Here is a 20,287-nt window from a genome sequence, read left to right as displayed (position 1 = left end):
GCTACTCCTCAAACTCATGGTGCTTAAACCGTAGCGTCCGGCAGTTTTCGGTGACGGTGCGCATCACATTATCAGGCACCCCTTCGGGGAGATCGGCCTCGATCTCCAGACTGACCTTAACCCTAGCCCCGCTTAGCAAGGAAAGGTGCTGAATAACTTCCTCGGCAATCTTGCCGGCGTCCCGGCCGATACGCGCCGTATCTAAATCCACGGTGGCGAAGAACCGGCGCACTTTTTTCGCCGGCGCCGGCGGCGGGGTAACGGGCGGTACGTCGCCGCCGTCGCGCACGCCCACCGTCCCGGTTGCCCCGTCTTGCTGCGGCGGATAATCAACAGGCGGCGCTATGCGGCTGGCTTCTGCTTCATCCTGCGCGAACTGCCGCTTGGCTGCCGCAGGCTTGACCAAAAAGCCGCTTGTCTCAGGAAAACCGGCGCTGCCCTGCGGGCCTAAAGACAGCCCGAGAAACCGGCCGGCCTCAGTAACCGCCGCGGCATAGCCGAAATATTCGCCCGACCGCAGGCCTTCCGCGATCGCGTGGATGAGCACATTCACGTCCTTTAGCCGGGGCAAATAGCAGTAGCTGGCCAAATACTCCCATACTTTCTTGATCTGAATATATTCCTGGTCCCGCCAGAGCCAGCGCTCCAGCTCCATAAACAGAAGGGCCGGCGACCAGCGGGTAATGAGATATTCGCTTGTCCGCATCTGCTGCGATGCTTTCACTACTGGGCTGTCGGCGCTGCCGGGGATGCGCACCGTTTCCCACATAACCGGCCCGGCGCCTTCCTGATACGGCGTGAGCAGCCACGAGTACGCCTCTTTCAGCCTGATGTCGACCGTTTCGTCGGCCCGCTTTTTGCTTTCCGCCGCTTCCCGCCGCTGGTGGGCGTCCAGATTTAATGCTTCCGCTTCGTCCAGCACCGATTGCCAGGCCAGGTACCGCCTCACTTCCATGTCAAGACTGGCAATAAGCTCCCGGTCAGGCGCGACAAAGGCCAGCATGTTACGGTATAGCCGCGGGCCAGCGCCGCGGCTGGCCAGAATGTCGCCCGCTGCCGCCAGCGCCGGGCTGTCCGCGCTCCCCATGCGGTGATGCTGTTTCGGGGATAGCACCACCAGCCGCACGGCCTGCTCGTCCGGCACATCGGCGGAAGAGGCAGGACAGACATGGACGCCGGCAAACTCGCCGCGGTCGCGTATTGCTTTCAGGCGCTTTTCCAGCTCGAGCTCCACATCGTCGCTTTTATATTGCTGGGCCCGGTCTTCGACGGTGCGCCGGAGGTTCGGCGGCAGGTCGTACCAAAAGCGCTGGCCGCTAACATAGAGGTGGGTCGAGCGGTTCAGCAGGTGGCCGGCCGCATCGTTGAACACCGCCACCGCTTCCCCGGGCTGGACCACCCCTAAGCGCACGCGCACGTCTTCAATGCCCCGGTTGCGCTGCTCCCGCACCGACGGGGCGCTACCCAGGAAAATGGACCGAGCTACGCGCCGCGCCGCCATACACTGGCCGAAGCGGGGGTTTTCTTTTTCCAACTTTTGCGGCAGTGACCGCGGACCGTCCACATCGGTCTCCACCACATTGTTCCAGCCGTTATCCAGGTAGCGGGTCAGTTCTTCCCGGATAATGGCGCTATTTAGCGGGATCGACCCGGGCATAATCATTAGGCCGGCATCCTGGTTGAGCCACAGTTCATGAATGACCGCCGCCATCAAGCGCAGCACACCCCGGGTGCGCTGAAACCGGTCCAGGGCCGCCCAGTCATTATACAGCCGGTCAAAAACTTCGGGGTGAATGGGATAGCACGCCTTTAAGCGGGCCAAATAGGCCAGTTCCTTTGTCTCCAGCGGAAAGTCGCGGCCGCCGCCTGAGTACATTTCGCTAAAAGCGCGGCAGACCTCGTCCCGGGCCACCTCGTCTTCCACGTCCAGGAACAGGCGGCGGCGGACAATTTCAAACCCCTCGTCCGCGCCGACCGGCTTCCAGATATATTCCATCCGGCCAAAGGTGTACTCGATTTGTTCCTGGGTTATTTTCCCCGCTTCGCCGCCGATTTCGATCTCCGATTCGGGAATAGAGGCTACGACGAGGCTGTTTTGGCTGGCCCGGGCCGCTTCGGTCAGTTCCTGGACAAAGGTCAGGACGGCTTCAAAACTGCCGGCCGGCAGGCCGTCGACCTTGTAAATTTTCCGGGCATAGGCCACTAATTCGTCAATCAGGATCAGGCAGGGGCCGCAGGTGTCGAGGAGCTCGACCAGCGCCGCCGACCCGGGCGGCACCGCTTTTTTATCGGCGTCGCGGACAATGTCGTAAATCTTATTGGCGGTGGCAGCATCGCCCTCGGCCACCTGCTCGGCCAGCTGGGCCGCCATTTCCCCCCACAGGGTATTAATGGTAATACCCGGTAAATTGGCCGGGCGCCGCGATTTTGACGGATTGAGGGCCGTGCCGACCAGCACGGCGATGCGCGCCCGCGGCACTTCATTTGCCCCGGCCGCCGCCAGCACCGGCTGAAGATTAGGCAGCCGCGCCACGGTCGCCGCCGAGCGCAGCAGATGATACAAGGCCAGCATGCTGTGGGTCTTGCCACCGCCAAAGGCCGTCTTAAGCTGAATGACCGGCTCGCCACCGGCGCCGCTGGTACGGCGGATGGCCTGCACCAAGAGGTCCTTCATCCCTTCGGTAATATAGGTGCGGGCGAAAAATTCCACCGGGTCCTGGTACTCGATTTGCGCCGTCCCCCGCACGACCTGGGAAAGGTCGGCGGCAAACTCCGCCTGCCGGTACCGCCCCTCGGCCACGTCGGGGTGGGGCCGGATGACGTTGCGCCAGGGCCTCAATCCGCCGCGGGGCACTGTCCGCAGCACTTCAAGGCTAGGACGGGACGCTGCCGGTGGAGGCATCGGCCCGGCAGCCGCCGTCGACGCGCCCGTCGTCCCGTACCGCACCTGGCGCACCAGTGTCCGCAGCGCTTCCGTCGTCTCGGCGTCAAGCTGTTCGGTAAGCCGGGCCATGGTGTCCAGCGCTCGCCAGGCGTCGTCGGCGGAAAAATCGCCGCTCCCCTTGTGCGCCCATTTATTGCGGGTAGTAATAAGCTCTTTCACCCAGTGGCGGTGTTCCTTGCTGAGTTTCAGTTTGAATATCTGGTTCCAATGGATATCGATGAGAATGAGTGAGCGGGCGGCATCGAGCGAATCGACCAGCACGCCCCAGTCGCCGTCGTCGGGCAGGTCGCGTTTTTGCTCATCGTAGAGCACGGCGAGCACCCCGGCCTGCCACCAGTTATTGCCGAAAAAGGCCCGCAGCTGCTGGGCCACATACGGCGCCAGGATTTCGGTAAGCAGGTGAAACCCTTTGGTGATTAACGTATAATTATCGGCCATTTTTCCTCCCCTCCGCTATAAAGACAGTTCAACCTGGACGGCCGGCCGGGCGGCAAGCCAGAATGATGGTTGAGCTATAAGCGACCAAATATTCATTTGTGAAATTTCTCGCATCCAGCCCCATTTCCTTTAATTTGGACGGAGATTTTAGTTGCCTGAAATATTGGCTACGATTACCAAAAATCCACCCCATAGTTATCACAGGACGGTTATTGCAAAAATATAAATCTGTTCGTCTGCGCTAAATAAGTCAATTTTCAAAATAAGTCAAGCCTGACCGCCCCTTTATTAGAAAAATAATTTTAATAAAAAGGGGAATTATCCAAAAATGTCGAAAAAATAGCTATTTCCTAAGGAGGGGTCATGATGAGTCAATTAACGGGCAGCGAAATTCTTGACTTATTCTGCAAATTGGCGCCTTATCTAAATGATGCAATTGCCGGGGATATCGGCGTGACCATCGCCCGGGACGGAAAGTACATCCTGTATATTCCGGCAAGCGACTTGGATTTGGGGACCAGAGTCGGTGAGCCGGTGCGTTCAGGCGCCACTAAGGAAGCGCTGGAAACAGGAAAACAAGTGGTTAAATACATTCCCCGCGAAAAGTCGGCTTACGGCATTCCCTATATCGCCAACGCCATGCCCGTAAAAGACGGGGACCGGGTGATAGGCTGCGTAACTACCACCCAGAGTGTAACGTCCTTCGAAACCATTAACAATGTTACCAGCGAACTGGCCGCTTCTTCCGAAGAACTGACCGCCGGCATGCAGGAGCTTGCCAGCCGGGCGACCGAAGTGGCCTCGGTCGGCAGTGAGCTGAGGGGGTTGAGCAAGGATCTGCTCAATACCGCCCGGCAGACGGATGAAATCATTGCCTTTATCAAGACGGTGGCCAACCAGACCAATCTCCTCGGCCTGAACGCCGCGATCGAAGCGGCCCGGGTCGGAGCAATGGGCCGGGGCTTCGGCGTTGTGGCCGAAGAAGTGCGAAAACTGGCGGCGGCCAGCGCCGAATCGGTCAAGAACATTTCCGAATCCTTGACCAATATGTACCGGGCAATTGAAACGTTGACGAAAAAAATTGAAAACATCGAACATAGCGTTGTCTCCCAGGAAACAGCCATCCAAGAAATGGCCAAGGCCAGTCAGGAGCTGGCGGTTATGGCCAGCCGCCTGTCCGAATCGGCCAAAACCTTGTATGAGTTTACCGAATAGAGCGGCGCCGTTCGCCTGAAGAACCTGGGGACGCACGGCGTTTGAACAAACGCTATCTAAGCAAACAGCACGGCAGGTTTGCCGTGCTGTTATTTTGCCTTTTGTCGTTGTCGTCCGTTTATCCCTGTTATCACCTAAAAGCTGGATGCTGTAATGCCCAAACCGCCTCCCGAAAGCATCGACGGTGCGCATTCTCATGCCCGCGGCGCTAGCGCTATTTTATCCGGAACTGTTTTACCAGCGACTGCAGCTCTTCAACAATCCCCAAAGTGACTCCAGCTGCATTACTAATCTGCTGCGTCGTGGCAGTCTGCTCTTCAACGGCCGCCCCGCCCTCTTCAGCCCCGGCAGCAATCTGCTGGGCCGTTGCCGACAAAGCGTTGGTTTTGTCGCTGGCGGTCTTTAGGTCTGCTTGCAAAATAGGCCACAAAAACTCCGGATAATTTGCTCATTGTTTGACGTTACTCCTTTTACCCTGCTTGCTATGGTCTTTCTGCGATAATAGAATTCATTACCCGCTATGACGGCAAAGTAAAACGGCAACATCATGAACAGGCGCCGGCGGACTTAACAAATAGCCCTGATAGCTATCGCACCCGGCTGCCTGCAAAAACCTGAGCTGTTCTCCCGTTTCCACCCCCTCTGCTACTGTGCGCAATCCCAAGTCTGCCGCCAGCCTTATAACCGCCTGGACTATAGCGCGGCTGCTGACATTATGGGTCACATCAGCAACAAATAACCTGTCAATTTTGACCGTGTCCAAGGGAAACAGTTTGATATACTTGAACGAGGAATAACCAATGCCAAAATCATCAAAAGCAATCGTTATCCCGCTGCGGCGTAACGCCGCAAGCATCTCGCGCACCCCGGCTACGCCGGCAACCTCAATATTTTCAGTAATTTCCAGTTCTAAAAATTGCGGGTCAAGCCCTACATCGGCAAGCACCCTCGTTACCGCCTGATTTAACCATCCCCCGACAAAGCAGTTAGCCGAAATATTTACGGCTATCCGGCCAAATCTCAGCCCGTCGTCCAGCCATTTTTTACCTTGCCGGCAAGCGTGTTGCAGCACCCATTCGGTTAGCCGGTTGGCAAAGCCGGACCGTTCAGCCAGCGGGACAAAGCAGGCCGGCGGTATCTCTCCATATACTGGGTGTTTCCAGCGTAGTAGCGCTTCGACCCCGGTCACTTGGCCGGTCGTAATTTGCGCCTGCGGCTGATAATACAACTCAAGCTTATTCGTTAAAATTGCCTCTTGAAGGTCAGCTCCCAGGGCAATCTCTTGCATCAGGCCAAGTTCCATCGCCTGATCATAGGTCGTCCAAGTATTGCGCCCGCTGCGCTGGGCTTTGAAAATAGCCTGTCCACCTTTTTTCAACAGTTCGTCCAGATCAGTACCGTCATCAGGATACCGGACTAACCCGGCATTAATCGTCATACTCAGCTTGTAGTTGTCGATTTTCAGGGGCTGACTGGCATTTTCAATAAGTCGCGCAAATAATTGCCTAGTCGCCGCCTGGCTATCAGCCTTCGCGGTTATTACAAAAAGAAAATCATTGTTACCCAATTTAAACAAGCGGTGCGCGTCGTCTACCAGACTAACGGCCTGTCGGCTTACATGTTTCAGGACTTTTTTTCTGGCCTCCGGCCCAAATATACGGGCAATCTGCTCCAGACAGTCTATATCCCATAACATCATCGTCAATGGCGCCTGCCGGGTCAATAGCTCCCACTCTCTTTTCAATTGCCGCTTACCCGGAATACGGGCGCCAGTTGATTGCTCCCTGCCTGGCACCGCGCCCGGGAGCTGAATATGCAGCAACCGTTGCGCAAAATCATCCCCTTTCTTGCCCACCAGCCGCGGCGCGCCATGGTAAACTTTTATACCATTCCCCAACTTAGCCGCAAAGTCTGAGAGCAGTTCGCGCCAATCCCGTCCTACTAGTTCCCCTGCTTGGCAGCCCAGGATACTCAGCCCCGGCCCCTCAGCAGAACAGACGTTGCCGTTACGAGTGTCGATTTTTAGCGTAATATAGGAACCAACTGACAAAAAGAGGTCCCTCCTACCGCTATTACCGGCCAGATCAACTTTCACCCTGACGCAATAATGTTCACCGTCTCCTGCCGGTTGTTGGTGCCTACCACTGAAAAATTTGGAAATTGCTAAAATAATTGTATAAAAGTTTAAATGTTATTTCTTTTATTTTTTTTACTTATTTTTAAGCTTTGGTTACTATTTCCCTAAGGAATCTTTACTCTCACGCCAAAATTCTGCTAGCATAAAAAGTAAACATAATGTTATAATGCCAAGGACTTACTATTGACTATTTTAAGTGAAGCATTAAATAATATTGTTAATACGATGCTGTTAGCACTCACCGCTGTCGAGTGCTAACAATTGCCGTCTGTCTGGGCATACTTAGTTACCAGCCGGCCATAGGTGCGCGCTTATTATAACTTGGTACTACCGGCCCCACTAAGCTTCGCATGACAACGCTCCATCCCAAATACCCAGCCATGATCTGACGACCGCCGGCAGGCAACCATGTACCGACATTAACCAGTTGGTTGGCAACCAGACATTCCTGCACCTGGAGTTCCGCTAACGGCACACCGCATAAGTCTGCTGGTTATTACTGCTCGCTGACAGCAATCATGTTACAAGGCGGTGATAACATGAATGTACTGTTGGTGAACGATGACCCGCTGGAACTTGAACAGCTGAAACTCCTTATCCAGTCTGTCTGCCCCCACTGGCACTTATTTGCTGTCTGCGACGGCTCGGCAGCCATGGACCTGACGGCAACCACTTATTTTGACATAGCATTTCTGAACATCAATCTCCCGGCCCAGTCCGACCTGCTTGTAGCCGGAAAGCTCCGGCAGTCCGGCCGGGTGACTGACATTGTCATCGTTACTGCTCACCAGGACTTTTCCATCGCCCGTGCGGCTATCAAGATCGGCGCCGTCGATTTTCTCATCAAACCAATATCCGTTGATGAGCTAAATGCCATTCTCCGCAGATATTTGCAAAAAGAAGTCCCCAGGCCTGTTTATTCCCCACTCATAACTAAAGTGCTGACAATCCTGGAGCACCATTACGCCGATCGTCTTTCCCTTGCCAATATAGCCGCCGCGGTGCACGTTAACCCATCGTACCTTAGTCGTCGCTTCAAAGCCGAGGTCGGCTACTCCTTTTCAAAATACCTTATAAGTTTCCGTCTAAAAATCGTCAAAGACCTATTGGTCAGCCGCCCTGATCTAAGCATCGCCCAAATAGCCGAGAAGGCCGGATTTGCCAGCCAACAGTATTTGAGCGCTTTATTCCATCGCAATACCGGCCTTACCCCGCGCGAATATCGCAAAAACAATCTTGATTTTCGCAGAAGCTCAGGCAACCTGCTTATAGCTTGCGGTCGCCGGCACGGGCCTGACTGTTTCCCCGACGATAACCGGCGCTAGTATTCTTTCGCTCTCCGCCGCCAACGGCGCGGTGGGTACCTAATTAGCTAAGCTCCGGCCCTTCTGCCGGTCGCCCGCCGGCACACCCGGACACCGCGCCGCAGGCCGCCTTGTTTTAGTTCGAAAGCCTCCCGGTTAAGCGGGAGGCTTTTCAGCAATCATTAACTTTCTTACAGTTGTCGCCTGTTTATCCCTGTTATCACCTAAAAAATGAAAATGGATGTAGCACGTGGTCGTCTTTAGGATTAAAACCGGTTAGCCGCCTATCGAGCAGCATCACCCCCCGCTGGATGCTATAATGCCCAAACCGCCGCCTGATGGAATCGCCGGTGCGTTCCAGGTCCTCAACCTTTGTTTTATCTGGATTAAACAGGCCAAGCTGAATATCACCGCCCGCAGTCACCAGACCGGTTCCCCGGACGCCCAGGCTACGGATCGGTTTATGCCAGCGGTAGTTAGCGATAAAAAGTTCCAGGGCCTTTTGGGCAATATCGCCGGAAACGAAAGTCGGGCCGCTGAGCTTGCCTTGTCTTTCAAAGGAGCAAAGCTCCGTATCCCGGACGCTAATTGCAACAATCGTACATTTTAGACCGTGTTTACGGAGCCGGGCGGCGACACTTTCGGCAAGGACATAGACAATCATCTTAACATCTTCAATGTTAACCAGGTCCCGCACGGCCGTGGTGCTGTTGCCGACAGATTTAACTATGCTTTCCTCGCCGCTGCGGCGCACCGGAGATGTATCGAGGCCGTTGGCAAAGTTCCAAAGAGTTTCCCCACAGACGCCCAGCAGAAGCCTCAGATCATCGACGTTGCGCCGGGCAAGATCGCCGATGGTGAATATCGCCCGGTTCTCTAGTTTTCGCCGGGTTGACCGGCCAACATACAATAGTTCCTCCACTGGCAACGGCCACACTATATCGCGAAAATTCTCTTTGGTAATAACGGTTGTAGCATCGGGCTTCTTTATATCACTGCCAAGTTTAGCAAAGATTTTGTTCCACGAAACGCCGACAGACGCCGTTATGCCAAGTTCCTTGCGCATCCGGCGGCGAATGGCATCGGCGATTGTTACGCCATCCCCGAACAAGCCGGCTGAGCCTGTAACATCCAGCCATGCCTCGTCAATGCCAAAACTTTCGATCTAATCGGTGTAATCGGCATATATCGATGTCCAGTATCCGGTCGATAGGGTAGACACGCCCGTTTATCCAGCGAAGGGTCAGGGGGCGTATTTCACCGTTCAAATTATGCTCAGCCGTAATTTGGACAAAAACCTTACCCATTGTTACCTCCGTTTTAGAACACTTGTTCGGTAAAATTATAAACCAACCTGAGCGGAAAAACAAGACACGTTCAATGCTAATTAGCGCAAATAATAAAGCCCCAGCCGTAAAGCTGGAAGCTTTGATTATAAATTTTCTCCTATCTTACTCTTAGCCATCCCTGACAACCTTTAGGTATGACGACAGGTTGCAACCGTCGCTAAGATCGCCTCTGTAGCGACACTTCAAGACTTCACTCTTCCACCCCAATCCCAGCTTGAGCCATTATATCGGGCACGTTCACTACCAAGGCGACCCTGCCGTCACCTAAAATAGCGGCGCCGCTTATCCCGATGGTGTGCGCCATACACTCCGGCAACGATTTTACGAGCACATCTTGTTCACTTATGAATTTGTCCACAATAATCCCTAGGTCGTTCTGTCCGTTTGTGACAACTACTACGGGTATCCGCTCGCCATCTCGGCCGTTCGGCGTCACGTTATCAGCCGCCAGTCCTATTAGGCTGTCCAGCCCCATAATTGCCAGTATACGCCCCCGGTGATGGCACAACCAATAGCCCTTACACTGTATTGTTTTGGCCTTTTCCAACTTAATAGTTTCAAGTACATTTTCCAAGGGAAAAATAAGCGCTTCTCCTCCGGCCTCGACCAACAGTCCACGGGATACAACAAGCGTTAGCGGGAGCTGCAGGGAAATTTTCGAGCCCTTGCCAACAACGCTGTCAATAAACACCGCCCCTTTTAAAGCGGTCACCTGGGACTTGACAACATCCATGCCGACACCTCGGCCGGAAATCTCCGTAACACTCTTAGCCGTACTAAACCCGGGTAAAAATACAAATTGCAAGGCTTGTTTTTCAGACATAGCCGCCGCCTGTTCAGCGGAAACAATCCCTTTTTCAACCGCCTTGGCCTTGATTTTCTCCGGGTCCATCCCTCTGCCATCGTCCTCTACTTCGATAACAATATACTTCCCCTTGTTATAGGCCCGCAAAATAATAATACCTTCCCGTGGCTTGCCGGCAGCCTCTCTTTCCGCTATGCTTTCTATTCCGTGGTCAGCCGCGTTCCGGATAATATGCATGAGCGGATCAGCAATTTGCTCAATGATTTTTTTATCAAGCTCAGTGTCTTCGCCTTCCATGCGCAAAGCAATCTGTTTGCCGCTGCGCAGGGCAATGTCCCTAATAACCCGGGGGAACTTCTGGAACAAACTTTTAATCTCTACCATCCGCATGGACATAACAGCATCTTCCAACTCGTCGGTAAGGCGCCCCAACCATTGAGCCTGTTCCCGCACTTCGCGCGCTAAATTAGGCAAATTATACTTCAGCGCCAGTTTTTTAGCCAACCCGGCCAGGAAATTTTTGCTGGCAGCCAATTCGCCCGTCACGCTCATCAATTTATTGACCTTTTCCTCACTGACCCGGATGGTAGTACTGCCGCTACTCGCGCCTTCCTGGCGCTTTTTCCCGGCCTGACTGTCCAAAGGCGCCGTTTCCACGGCTGTTCCGCCGTCAGACTCGGCATCAGCCCTCCGCCGGTCGATCTGCCGCCATGGCGCGACAAGCGCCGCCAGGTCAACCGCCTCCCGGTTGTGGGCTTTTTGGATAAAAATTTGCAAGCAGTCCATCGCGGCATAACACAGGTCAATTACCCGGCCGCTCATGTCAATGGCTTTTGCCTGCACCCGCCCGACTATTTCTTCCAGTTCCTGAAAGATGCCGATTAGCTCCTTGACCGCGGCAAACAGGCTATTATCCGCATCTTGCGCGCTCCCCACTAGGCCCAGCAACCCCTTAACCGTGTGAATGCGGCGAAACAGCTCGGCGACCTGCGCCCCGTCCGCCTCCTGACCGCCGTCCAGGGCCGGCAAAACTGTCTGGACAATATACTCAAGATGCTCTTCCGCTTCTGGCAAAAATTCTTCAAGGACGGTATCACCGCTCAGCTTCTCCCAGGCAATCGCCAGTGATTGGAGCTCGCTGGCAGTAATGCCGGCTTGAGCAGTCGCCGCCGGTTCGGGCTCCGGACTGACACCGGCGGTTAAGATCCTTTCTACACTCTCTATCAACTCCTGGACCTGAGCCGGGCTGACCGACCCGATATTGAGATCGCCACCGCCGTGCTGTTCATAAGCCTGCCTTAGGCTTGTCAGCATCATGCCCAGTACATCACAACTTTCCAGCAAGAAAGTGACAATTGCGGGAGTCAGGGCAGCTTTTCCCTTGCGCAGGGCATCCAGAAGCGATTCTATCTTGTGGGTAAAATCAGATACCTCATGTATCTCGACAAATTTTGACAGACCTTTGATTGTATGCACATGACGGAAAACTTCATTCAACAGCCCCACCTTGTCTGCTCCGGTCTCCAGTTCCAGCAAGGCCGCTTCGATAGCCGCCAGATATTCCGTGCTTTCTTCCACAAAGCTCTGGAGCATCTCAATGTCATCGGCTGCAATGCGGTACAAAGCCTAACCCCCTCCCTGCCGTCAAGGCTTGTAATATACAACGTGGTCAGCCACCCGAGCGGCCCTGAATTTGGCATTTATCCGGCTGACCGATTCGGAATATCCCAAAAAAATATAACCACCGCGCCGTAGTGCCCGGTAAAGGTCTTCCACCACTTTCTGCCGTGAATGATCGTCAAAATAAATTAACACATTCCGGCAAAAAATAAAGTCAAACTCTCCCTGCTCCCGAATAGCCGTGCTATCAAGCAGGTTCAAGGAACGAAAATTAACCATCGTCTTTATCTCCGGCTTTACCGTATAACCCTGCAGCGAGCGGATAAAATAGCGGTTCAAATACTCCGGTGGGACGTCCCGCACCGACCGGTCGTCATAGTTTCCCCGGAGGGCATGGTCCAGGACTCTGGTGTTAATGTCGCTGGCCAATATATCTATATCCCAAAGGGCCGGTTTGGGCAGCATTTCCTTTAAAATAATCGCCAGCGTATATGGCTCTTCGCCGGTAGAACAAGCGGCGCTCCAGAGCCGCAAGTTTAATTGCCCTGATGCTTCCCTGACTTTCACTACCTGGGGCAGGACTTCTTCCGCAAAAACCGCCAGTTGGGGAAAATCGCGAAAAAAGTATGTCTCATTGATTGTCAGCCGGTTAACAAGTTCCTGCCATTCTTTTTCATTGTTTATGAAATACAGCTGTTGATAATATTCGTCAATATCGGCCATCCCCAGGCTGTTCATTCGCTCACGAATGCGCCGGAGCAAAAATGCCCTCTTATTATCCTCGAACCATATCCCGGTGCGTTCGTAAATTAATTTGGCAAACTGCTTAAATTCTCTGTCCGAAAGCATCTTTCACCTTTTCCCGGCCAGGCGGCCCCAAATTTATTCCATAGCAACCCTTTTTACGGCTTTTACAATCTCTTCGGCAATTTTATGGGCAGGAGCGATAACCGACGCGCCGCCCCGCTCGATAGCCTCGCGCGGCATGCCGAAAACAACCGCGGTTGACTCATCTTCCGCAATAGTAATACCTCCGGCTTTGCGGACAGCCACCATTGCTTCCGCGCCATCGCTCCCCATACCGGTCAGCAAAACGCCGACCATCTTCCGGCCATATACTTCAAGCGCCGACCGCATCGTCACATCTACTGAGGGAATAAATAGCGCATCAGCCGGGCTCTGCGTCAGTCGCAACAATACTTCACCGGTCGCACTGCTTTTCCGCAAAACAAGGTGCATTCCGCCCGGAGCTACAAAACCCCGTCCGGCAAACAGCCTATCACCCGAACGGGCCTCGCTGAACGGCAGCCGACAATACGCATCCAGCCGTTGGGCAAACGAAGCAGTGAACATCGGCGGCATATGTTGGACAACAATTACGCCTGCCTTTAAATCGGCCGGCAGTTTGGGGAGAATTTCCATAAGCGTGCCCGGCCCGCCGGTAGACACGCCAATGACTACAACAACAGGCGCCACTCCCGACGTTTCGCCGGCTGCAGTGCGCTTGACCGCGCCAGACAAGAGCGACGGAGACGGCCGCACAGGCCTCTCCGCCTTTCTTTTGTTGCGCCGCCGGTGTTTAGCCGCGGCCTTTACCTTAGCAATGATTTCTTTGCCAACAATGTACAGGTTGGCTGATACTGTTCCGGACGGTTTGCCGACAAAATCAAACGCCCCGAGTTCCAGCGCTTCAAAGGTCGTCAGCGCGCCTTCCTGGGTCAAAGAGCTAAGCATGACGACTTCTATATCCGGCTGTTCTTCCAATAAGTGCACCAGACAGGTCAAGCCGTCCATGACCGGCATATTTACGTCCAAGGTCACTACGTCGGGTCGGGACTCCCGGGCCTTTACCAACGCGTCTTCGCCGTCGCGGGCCGTGCCAACGACCTCTATTTCAGCATCGGTCTCCAAAATATTTTTTATCATGCGGCGCATCATCGCCGAATCGTCGACAATTAACACCCGGATTTTTGTTGCCATATATCCACCTGTTTAGCCAATATTTAATTTGCCGTCGACCGTTTTCTCTTCGCCACCGGCTCATCGCTTTCGGCCGAACGGCAACTGACAAAAGCAACTACTTTTTCCAGGTCAAGGATTAAGACCATGCGCTGTCCTCCGTTCAATTTGGCAACTCCGCTTACATACTGGGGGTCAATGCCGCCGGAAATGACATCCGGCGTTTTGTCAATAAAATTCCGTTCAATACGGAGGACTTCGGAAACGGCATCAACAACCAGACCGATCTTACGGTTATTAATATCGACAATGACAATGCGGGTAGCATCGTCCCTCTCCCGGTCAGCCATCCCAAAGCGGCGCCGGAGATTGAGCGCTGGGATAATATTGCCCCGCAGGTTGACCAACCCTTCAACGTACGTAGGCATACCCGGCATATGCGTAACGCTGCTCATGCGGTTGACTTCCTGGACATCATTAATCCGGACAGCAAACTCTTCCTTGCCGAGCTTAAAAGTCACCAACTGCTCTTCCTCGACCAGTATTTTGGCTGACCCGGTTTCTGCCTGAACATTATCCGCTGCCGCCTCACTTTTTTCTGACAAGCTCCGCACAAGCTCGCTTGACAATAGCTTGGGGGCGTCCAGATACATGACAAGCCGGTCGCCATTATTAAGTTTGGCAATCCCTTTGATATAGCCGGCTTTACCTTCATCATCCATTACTGGCGGCGGATCGATGATTTTACGCTCAACCCTGGTGACTTCCTGGACACGGTCAACCCGGAAGCCCACCGACAGGGCCCCCATGTCCACAATAATCACCCGCGAAGAGTCTGTAATATCGGCATCCGGAAGGCTAAAGTACGAGCGCAAGTTGACAATCGGCAACAACTGGTTGCGGATGGAGACAACGCCTTCAATGTAGTGAACGGTATTGGGCACTTTTGTTATCTCCGGCGCACGGATAATCTCTTTTACATGCATAATGTTAAATGCATATTCTTCGCCCGCCAGCGTAAAGGTCACCAGCTGGTCCTCGTCCATTTCTCTGGCCTCAGCCGCCATTCTGACCTCCGAACCGGCAACTCCCGCAGCGGCGGAAGCTGCTCCTCCTGTTTGCATGAACCGAAGGTCTAACAAGCTGTCCATGTCCAAGACCATGATAATGCGCCGGCCATCATTAAGCTTTACAACACCACTAATACCGCCGGCATCAACACTGCCGCGCAAGACCGGCGGCGGCGCCTCGATCACACTGCCGGACACCCTGGCGACTTCCGATACTCGGTCAACAATAATACCAGTAATCGAACCATTGACATCAACAACAAGCACCCGCGTACTCTCGTCTTGCGTCTGACAGTCCACTCCCAGCAGCGAGCGCCCGTCAATCACCGGGAGTATCGTCCCACGCAGGTTGGCAATGCCCTTTACATAATATGGAGCCTGGGGAATTTGCGTAACACTGGGCAGGCGCACAATTTCCCGGACTTTCATAATATCGGTGCCGAACTCTTCCCGCCCGAGAAAAAATGTGACTAGCTGACGCTCATCAAACGCCGATCTTTCCTTTTGCAAACTGTCCGCCATTTTGTTTCACCTCTTTATATGCTACATTGTCTGTAGCTCATCGGCCAGACCGGCAATTTCTTCGATGGCTTCCGCCAGCTCCCGCATGCCTTTCGCTTGTTCTTTAGCCGCAGCCTCAGCTTCCTGTACCGCTTTTTCCGCCTGTTCGGCCGCTGCCGCAATCTGATCGACCCCTTTGGCCGCCTGCTCCAGTGCGGTCAACGATTCTTGCGCCCCTGTTTCGACTTCGCTGACAATAGTCATCACTTTTTCCATGTCGCTTTCAATCAAGACCAGGTTTTCCGTGCATTTCTTGGCCTTTTCCACTTCTTCGGCAGCCACTCTTGCCGATGTCTCAATGTCTTCGGTAACCTTCTGGATCTGCGCCTGGATATTGCGGACCAGGTCTTTGATTTTATCGGCGTTATCGGCTGATTCGTTGGCCAGCGTCCGGATATCACCGGCCACCACCGAAAAGCCCCGGCCGTACTCGCCCGCTCTGGCCGCTTCGATCGAGCCGTTGACGGCAAGCATATTGGTCTGAATAGTGACATTAACGATAGCGTCGACAATCTTGTCGATTCTCCGGGTGGTATCTTCCAGTTGTTTTATATTGCGGGCCGATACCATGCTGGCCTCGAACGCGCCGGAAATCCCGGCGATCAGTTCATCAACGCCAATCTTGTTGGCCGCCAGCAATTTTTTCAGTTCCCCAACCCGTTTGGTCGATTCGCCGGCACGCGTTTTCATCTGCAGAGCCGCCGCCGACAGCTGCTGGCCCAGTTCAGCGCTTTTCGCCGCCATTTCGGCCTGAACCCTGGCCCCTTTGGCCAGCTGTTCGATGGCTGCCATAATCTGCTGCGCCGCATTGCTGGCTTCTTCCACGTTTGCTGACAGCTGCTCAGCGGCGGCGGCCACCTCTTCCGAGGACTTTTGAGTATCGGTCGAAGTTTTTAGCTGTTCGGCCATTTCCGCCAAATCATTGGCGCCCACGTTCATCTCGTCAAAAGCCCGGCTCTGTTCGGCAGTCGACTTGGCGATCTCTTCCGCCGCCGCTGACTGCTCGGCGGCAGCCGCGGCTACCTGTTCGGCAAATTCCAAAAACTTCTTGGTGCCGGCAACAGCATTTTGGGCATTTTGCGCTACTTCCTCGATCCCTTTTTGGACTTCACTCGTATCGCGGTCAATCACCGCAAGGTCAGAAGTGATCTTTTTCGCTTTTTCCACCTGATCATTACTGGCTTTCGCCGCTTCTTCCACGTCGCGGACCACGATCTGAACATTATCCCGAATCTCCTGGACCAGCTGCTGAATGTCCCTCGCCGATTTTTCCGATATTTCCGCAAGGTTCCGCACCTCATCGGCGACTACGGCAAACCCCCGGCCGTGTTCGCCGGCCCGCGCCGCTTCGATGGCGGCATTAAGCGCCAGCAGGTTGGTCTGGTCGGCGATACGCACAACCGCTTCCACAATATTGCCTATCTCCCGCGACTGGTTCTCCAGCTCGCTGACCAGCCGGGTTGATTCCATATTACTGTTGGCGGCAGCCTTAACCCCGTCAATAAGCCGGTTGATATCCATGCCGGTACTGCGGAGCAAATCCTGCAGGTTATTTGCCATGTCCAGACAGCGCTTGGCCCGGTCTTCACCGGCGATGGCCGCCCTTTCGATCTGGGTTATTGCCGCCCTGGACTCGTCGGCCGCAGCCGAAGCTTGTTCTGCCCCCTGGGTAATCTGCGCCACCGTAGCGCCTAACTCGGCCGCAGCGTTGCCGGCCTCTTCAAGCCCTGCGGCCAGCTGTTCGGTAGCCGTAGCAATACGTTCCGCCAGCTGCTGCTGTTTGGCAAGCGTCCGCGCCCGCGCCTTCTCCTGCGCGCGTCTTTTAGCCGCTGCCCGCTTTTGCTGCACCTCGCTGTCGCCAACAGTTTCTCCGCTTACCTCCCGGGATTGCACCATAGATACGGGTCGTGCCAACTTTTTTTCCATTGTCCAATCCTCCTAATTAATTTTATGTATTGACAAAACAGCCATCTACATCAATTATCAGCAAGACTTCGCCCTTACTGCTTACCGCCGCGCCGGTTATTCCCGGCGCCGATCGCAGGTATTCCGGCAAAACAGTATACATTACCCGTTCCCGGCCAATTACTTCGTCAACGATCAAGGCTACCGGCGTATTTTCAAGCAGAACAAAGAGAACGGTCAGAGTTGTCGCCTCGTCTGGACTTCCCTGACAACTTGCCGCTAGTATTTCCGCCAGCCTGAAGGTCTCGGTCATTTTTCCGCGGTGGTGGATAAAACTCCGGCCCCGGAAATTAATAACATCCCGGTCCGATTTTTTAGCAATTTCCAGGATATATCTGTTTTCGATAAATATTGGCAGACCGCCGGCTTTTACAATTAGACCGTCCGCATTATGGCACGCCGAACCTAAAGCCAGGCCGCTATCAATTACGCCGGCCTGCAGCAGGAACTGGGCAATTTCCTGCTGCGCCCGGCCGATAACTTCCGCTGCCATCTTAACTGCTTGCTGGACTCCGTCGCCGACCGGCGCCATCCTGCTACCGCTCCCATCCCGCCATGCCATCCTGGTCAGAATGTCCAGCGCATTGCCCAGGTCACCGGCAAGCCGTTTAAGTTTCTCCCAGTCCGGCTGCGCAGCTAGCTGCGGTCCAGCCACGGCCAATAACCGGTCAGTTGTTTCCTCGGTAAGACCTATGTTACTGTTATCGCAGCCCGCCCCGACAACATTGCCTGGCCAGTCTGGCACGCTTGGCAGGCATGGACGACGTTTTTTCTTGGTCATTGCCGGGAACACCGCCTAATAAACTCCTGACAGACCGCCTGATAGTCTTTAGCGCCGACACTGTCCGGTCTATAGGTAAAAATATCAAGACCATAACCGGGCGCTTCCGCCACGGCAACGTTGTCCCTGACCGTCTGCTCAAAAACGCGGCTGTCAAAACGCTCTTTCAACCGCTGCTGCACTTCCCGGTGGAGCGATTTACGCCGGTCAAAGCGGTTGATTAATATCCCGGTTATATCCAGACCGGGGTTAAAACGCTTGCCGATGACCCGGATTACTTCAGCTATCCCGCTCACTCCCTGCAATGATAAAAACTCGGGAAGGACAGGCAATAGCACCCCGCTGGCGGCCACCAGCGCGTTTATTGTCAAAAACCCCAGCGCTGGCGGACAATCAATCAGGATAAAGTCAAACCGGTCTGAGACCGCGGCCAAATGTTTCCGCAACAACCCCTCCCGCGACGGAACCGTCGCAAAGTCCACCTCGGCGCTGGCTAAGCGTACGCTTGACGGTACTACTGCCAAGGAATTATCGTTTATCCTGGCCAGCAGTTCTTCCCAGGTCAGTCCGCCCTGAAACAAATCGGCGATGCACCGGCCGCCGGCATTTTGCCCCACAGCGGCAGTCAAATTCGCCTGGGGGTCCAGGTCGATCAACAACACCCTTGCCCCCAACCTGCTTAAGCCAGCGCCAATATTCACGGTGCTGGTAGTCTTGCCTACCCCTCCTTTTTGGTTAATAACGGCGACCGTCTTGGCGGCAAGAGCTTTTTCCGTAGCCAACCCCTCCCTTTAAAAACTCTGAGTCAATCCCGCCAGTTTGTCCTGCACGGCAGCCAGGTCGGGATGTCCTTCCTCCGCCAGCTCAATAAACTTTTGGTAGCACCGGACTGCTTCATCCGCATTCCCCAGCTTTTCATAGGCAATACCCTGCAAATAGTACGGCCGGCATATTTCCGGGTCTAACCGCAGCGCGCTTGCACAGTCGGCCAATACCTGGTCATAGTCTTCCATGCTCAGATAAAACTCGGCCCGGCTGTCCAGCCATTCCGGATTATCCGGCTCAGTCTCGATCGCTTTATTAACCTTGCTTATCGCCTCAATGACTTGTCCCTGATGAAAGTAAGCATAAGCCAGAGAATTATAAATTTCGCCGGTAACTCCCCCGCTAGCAAGCGCCAACTCATAAAAACGGGCAGCATCGGCATAGTGCTCCCGCCGAGCCTGGATGTCCCCGGCCAGCTGATAAAACTTGTAGTCCTTGCCGCTTAATTGTATAGCCTTATCAATATCGGACAGCGCTTCTTCCAAAGCCCCCATCCGCTCATAAGCGCCAGCCCGGTAATAATAGGCCAGCGCGTCGGTTGCATTATGCTGCAAAACTTGCGAATAATCCAGGATTGCCTGGGGATATTGACCGGCTTCGGCGTAACTGCACCCCCGCCCCATCAGCCACAGGCGGTTGCGTGGTTCTAACGCCAGAGCAGAATTAAAATCAGCCAGCGCTTTTTCCCAAAGGCCGTTCTTCAGGCAATGCCACGCCCGGCTTCCATAAATGGCTGCCGCATATTCGCGCAAAACGGTGCGCGGCGAATAATAGTTGATGATATAGTTCAATATTTCGCCGCTACCATCCCAATAGTCCGCACCACTGCAGGCTATTTGCAGGATGGCCGGCCTGGGATCCGCCCCGTCTGCCGCTCGCGCTGCGGCATAAGCCAACAACCGTCGTCCGTCTTCAGGCATATTCAGTGCATCACTCAAAAGGTCTGCCAATTCCTGCATTGCCGGTACTGCTTTGCCAGAAGAAAACGCGAGCAAATACAAATCGAATAAGAGCAAGGCTGCTACTTTCCTGCTGTTGCCGCTGCCGCCCAGCCGGCTAATAACACTATCCACGTCTTCTTCCCGCACGATAAAATTGCCGATTTTGACCTTGTCTGGGACAGTTTCGCGCAGGTAAGCGCTCAGTTCGTCCAGACGTTCCATCATACGATCCCCATATATGGAAGTCAACGTAAACGCCCAGGTAACGGCTTCAATATAAGCTGCACGAACTTCGGGACTTTCGGATTTTACGGGATGAGACACCACCTGGCGCCGCCTCGCTTTTTTGCTCAGTATGTCAAGTACCGACAAG

General features: G+C 54.2%; 15 protein-coding genes. 2 read left to right on the top strand and 13 right to left on the bottom strand.

Going from position 1 to position 20,287, the window contains the following annotated elements:
* Position 1: 1 nt before the first annotated feature.
* The gene (locus BLQ99_RS05130) at positions 2–3,382 is read right to left on the bottom strand and encodes a Swt1 family HEPN domain-containing protein (RefSeq protein WP_093688798.1); all 3,381 of its coding nucleotides are present in this window, start codon (positions 3,380–3,382) and stop codon (positions 2–4) included.
* A 366-nt stretch (positions 3,383–3,748) separates the two neighbouring features.
* On the opposite strand from BLQ99_RS05130, the gene BLQ99_RS15255 reads away from it, so the two are divergent.
* Positions 3,749–4,597, top strand: a complete 849-nt coding sequence (locus BLQ99_RS15255; RefSeq protein ID WP_093688796.1) for a methyl-accepting chemotaxis protein — start codon at positions 3,749–3,751, stop codon at positions 4,595–4,597.
* A gap of 214 nt (positions 4,598–4,811) precedes the next feature.
* Here BLQ99_RS15255 and BLQ99_RS05120 read toward each other — a convergent pair whose 3' ends face one another.
* The 3 genes from BLQ99_RS05120 to BLQ99_RS14740 form a co-directional block, all read right to left on the bottom strand.
* Complete coding sequence (locus BLQ99_RS05120) at positions 4,812–5,015, bottom strand: hypothetical protein (RefSeq protein ID WP_143005873.1); 204 nt, start codon at positions 5,013–5,015, stop codon at positions 4,812–4,814.
* Between the two features lie 93 nt (positions 5,016–5,108).
* Positions 5,109–6,647, bottom strand: coding sequence for a putative bifunctional diguanylate cyclase/phosphodiesterase (locus BLQ99_RS05115; protein ID WP_143005872.1), 1,539 nt, complete (start codon positions 6,645–6,647; stop codon positions 5,109–5,111).
* A gap of 373 nt (positions 6,648–7,020) precedes the next feature.
* Positions 7,021–7,209: a hypothetical protein gene (locus tag BLQ99_RS14740; RefSeq protein WP_143005871.1), complete on the bottom strand. Its 189-nt coding sequence runs from the start codon at positions 7,207–7,209 to the stop codon at positions 7,021–7,023.
* A 64-nt stretch (positions 7,210–7,273) separates the two neighbouring features.
* Between BLQ99_RS14740 and BLQ99_RS05110 the strand changes: the two genes are divergently transcribed.
* The gene (locus tag BLQ99_RS05110; protein ID WP_171904598.1) at positions 7,274–8,059 is read left to right on the top strand and encodes a response regulator transcription factor; all 786 of its coding nucleotides are present in this window, start codon (positions 7,274–7,276) and stop codon (positions 8,057–8,059) included.
* A gap of 199 nt (positions 8,060–8,258) precedes the next feature.
* Here the strand turns inward: BLQ99_RS05110 and BLQ99_RS05105 are convergent, their stop codons facing one another.
* The 9 genes from BLQ99_RS05105 to BLQ99_RS05065 all read right to left on the bottom strand — a co-directional run bounded on the left by BLQ99_RS05105 (position 8,259) and on the right by BLQ99_RS05065 (position 20,286).
* Positions 8,259–9,203 carry a DinB/UmuC family translesion DNA polymerase gene (locus tag BLQ99_RS05105; RefSeq protein WP_342721893.1) on the bottom strand — a complete coding sequence of 315 codons (945 nt, stop codon included), beginning with the start codon at positions 9,201–9,203 and terminating at the stop codon, positions 8,259–8,261.
* A gap of 374 nt (positions 9,204–9,577) precedes the next feature.
* Entirely contained in the window at positions 9,578–11,815 is a 2,238-nt protein-coding gene (locus tag BLQ99_RS05100; RefSeq protein WP_093688788.1) for a chemotaxis protein CheA, read from the bottom strand.
* Positions 11,816–11,836: 21 nt separating this feature from the next.
* Positions 11,837–12,661, bottom strand: coding sequence for a CheR family methyltransferase (locus BLQ99_RS05095; RefSeq protein WP_093688786.1), 825 nt, complete (start codon positions 12,659–12,661; stop codon positions 11,837–11,839).
* Positions 12,662–12,694: 33 nt separating this feature from the next.
* Positions 12,695–13,792, bottom strand: a complete 1,098-nt coding sequence (locus tag BLQ99_RS05090; RefSeq protein WP_093688784.1) for a protein-glutamate methylesterase/protein-glutamine glutaminase — start codon at positions 13,790–13,792, stop codon at positions 12,695–12,697.
* 23 nt (positions 13,793–13,815) lie between these two features.
* A complete protein-coding gene (locus BLQ99_RS05085; RefSeq protein WP_093688782.1) occupies positions 13,816–15,363 on the bottom strand; it encodes a chemotaxis protein CheW in 1,548 nt (515 codons plus the stop codon).
* Between the two features lie 21 nt (positions 15,364–15,384).
* Entirely contained in the window at positions 15,385–17,328 is a 1,944-nt protein-coding gene (locus BLQ99_RS05080) for a methyl-accepting chemotaxis protein (protein ID WP_093688780.1), read from the bottom strand.
* Between the two features lie 22 nt (positions 17,329–17,350).
* On the bottom strand, positions 17,351–18,148 hold the full coding sequence (locus BLQ99_RS05075; protein ID WP_093688778.1) for a chemotaxis protein CheW: 798 nt from the start codon (positions 18,146–18,148) through the stop codon (positions 17,351–17,353).
* A complete protein-coding gene (locus BLQ99_RS05070) occupies positions 18,145–18,930 on the bottom strand; it encodes a ParA family protein (protein ID WP_093688776.1) in 786 nt (261 codons plus the stop codon). The genes BLQ99_RS05075 and BLQ99_RS05070 overlap by 4 nt, the downstream gene beginning before the upstream one ends.
* Before the next feature lie 9 nt (positions 18,931–18,939).
* Entirely contained in the window at positions 18,940–20,286 is a 1,347-nt protein-coding gene (locus BLQ99_RS05065; protein ID WP_093688774.1) for a tetratricopeptide repeat protein, read from the bottom strand.
* Between the last annotated feature and the right edge of the window lies 1 nt (position 20,287).

This window comes from Sporolituus thermophilus DSM 23256 (assembly GCF_900102435.1).
Classification (GTDB): domain Bacteria; phylum Bacillota; class Negativicutes; order Sporomusales; family Thermosinaceae; genus Thermosinus; species Thermosinus thermophilus.
Note: the sequence above shows the minus strand (reverse complement) of the source record. Positions and strands in the feature narration are given on the sequence as shown.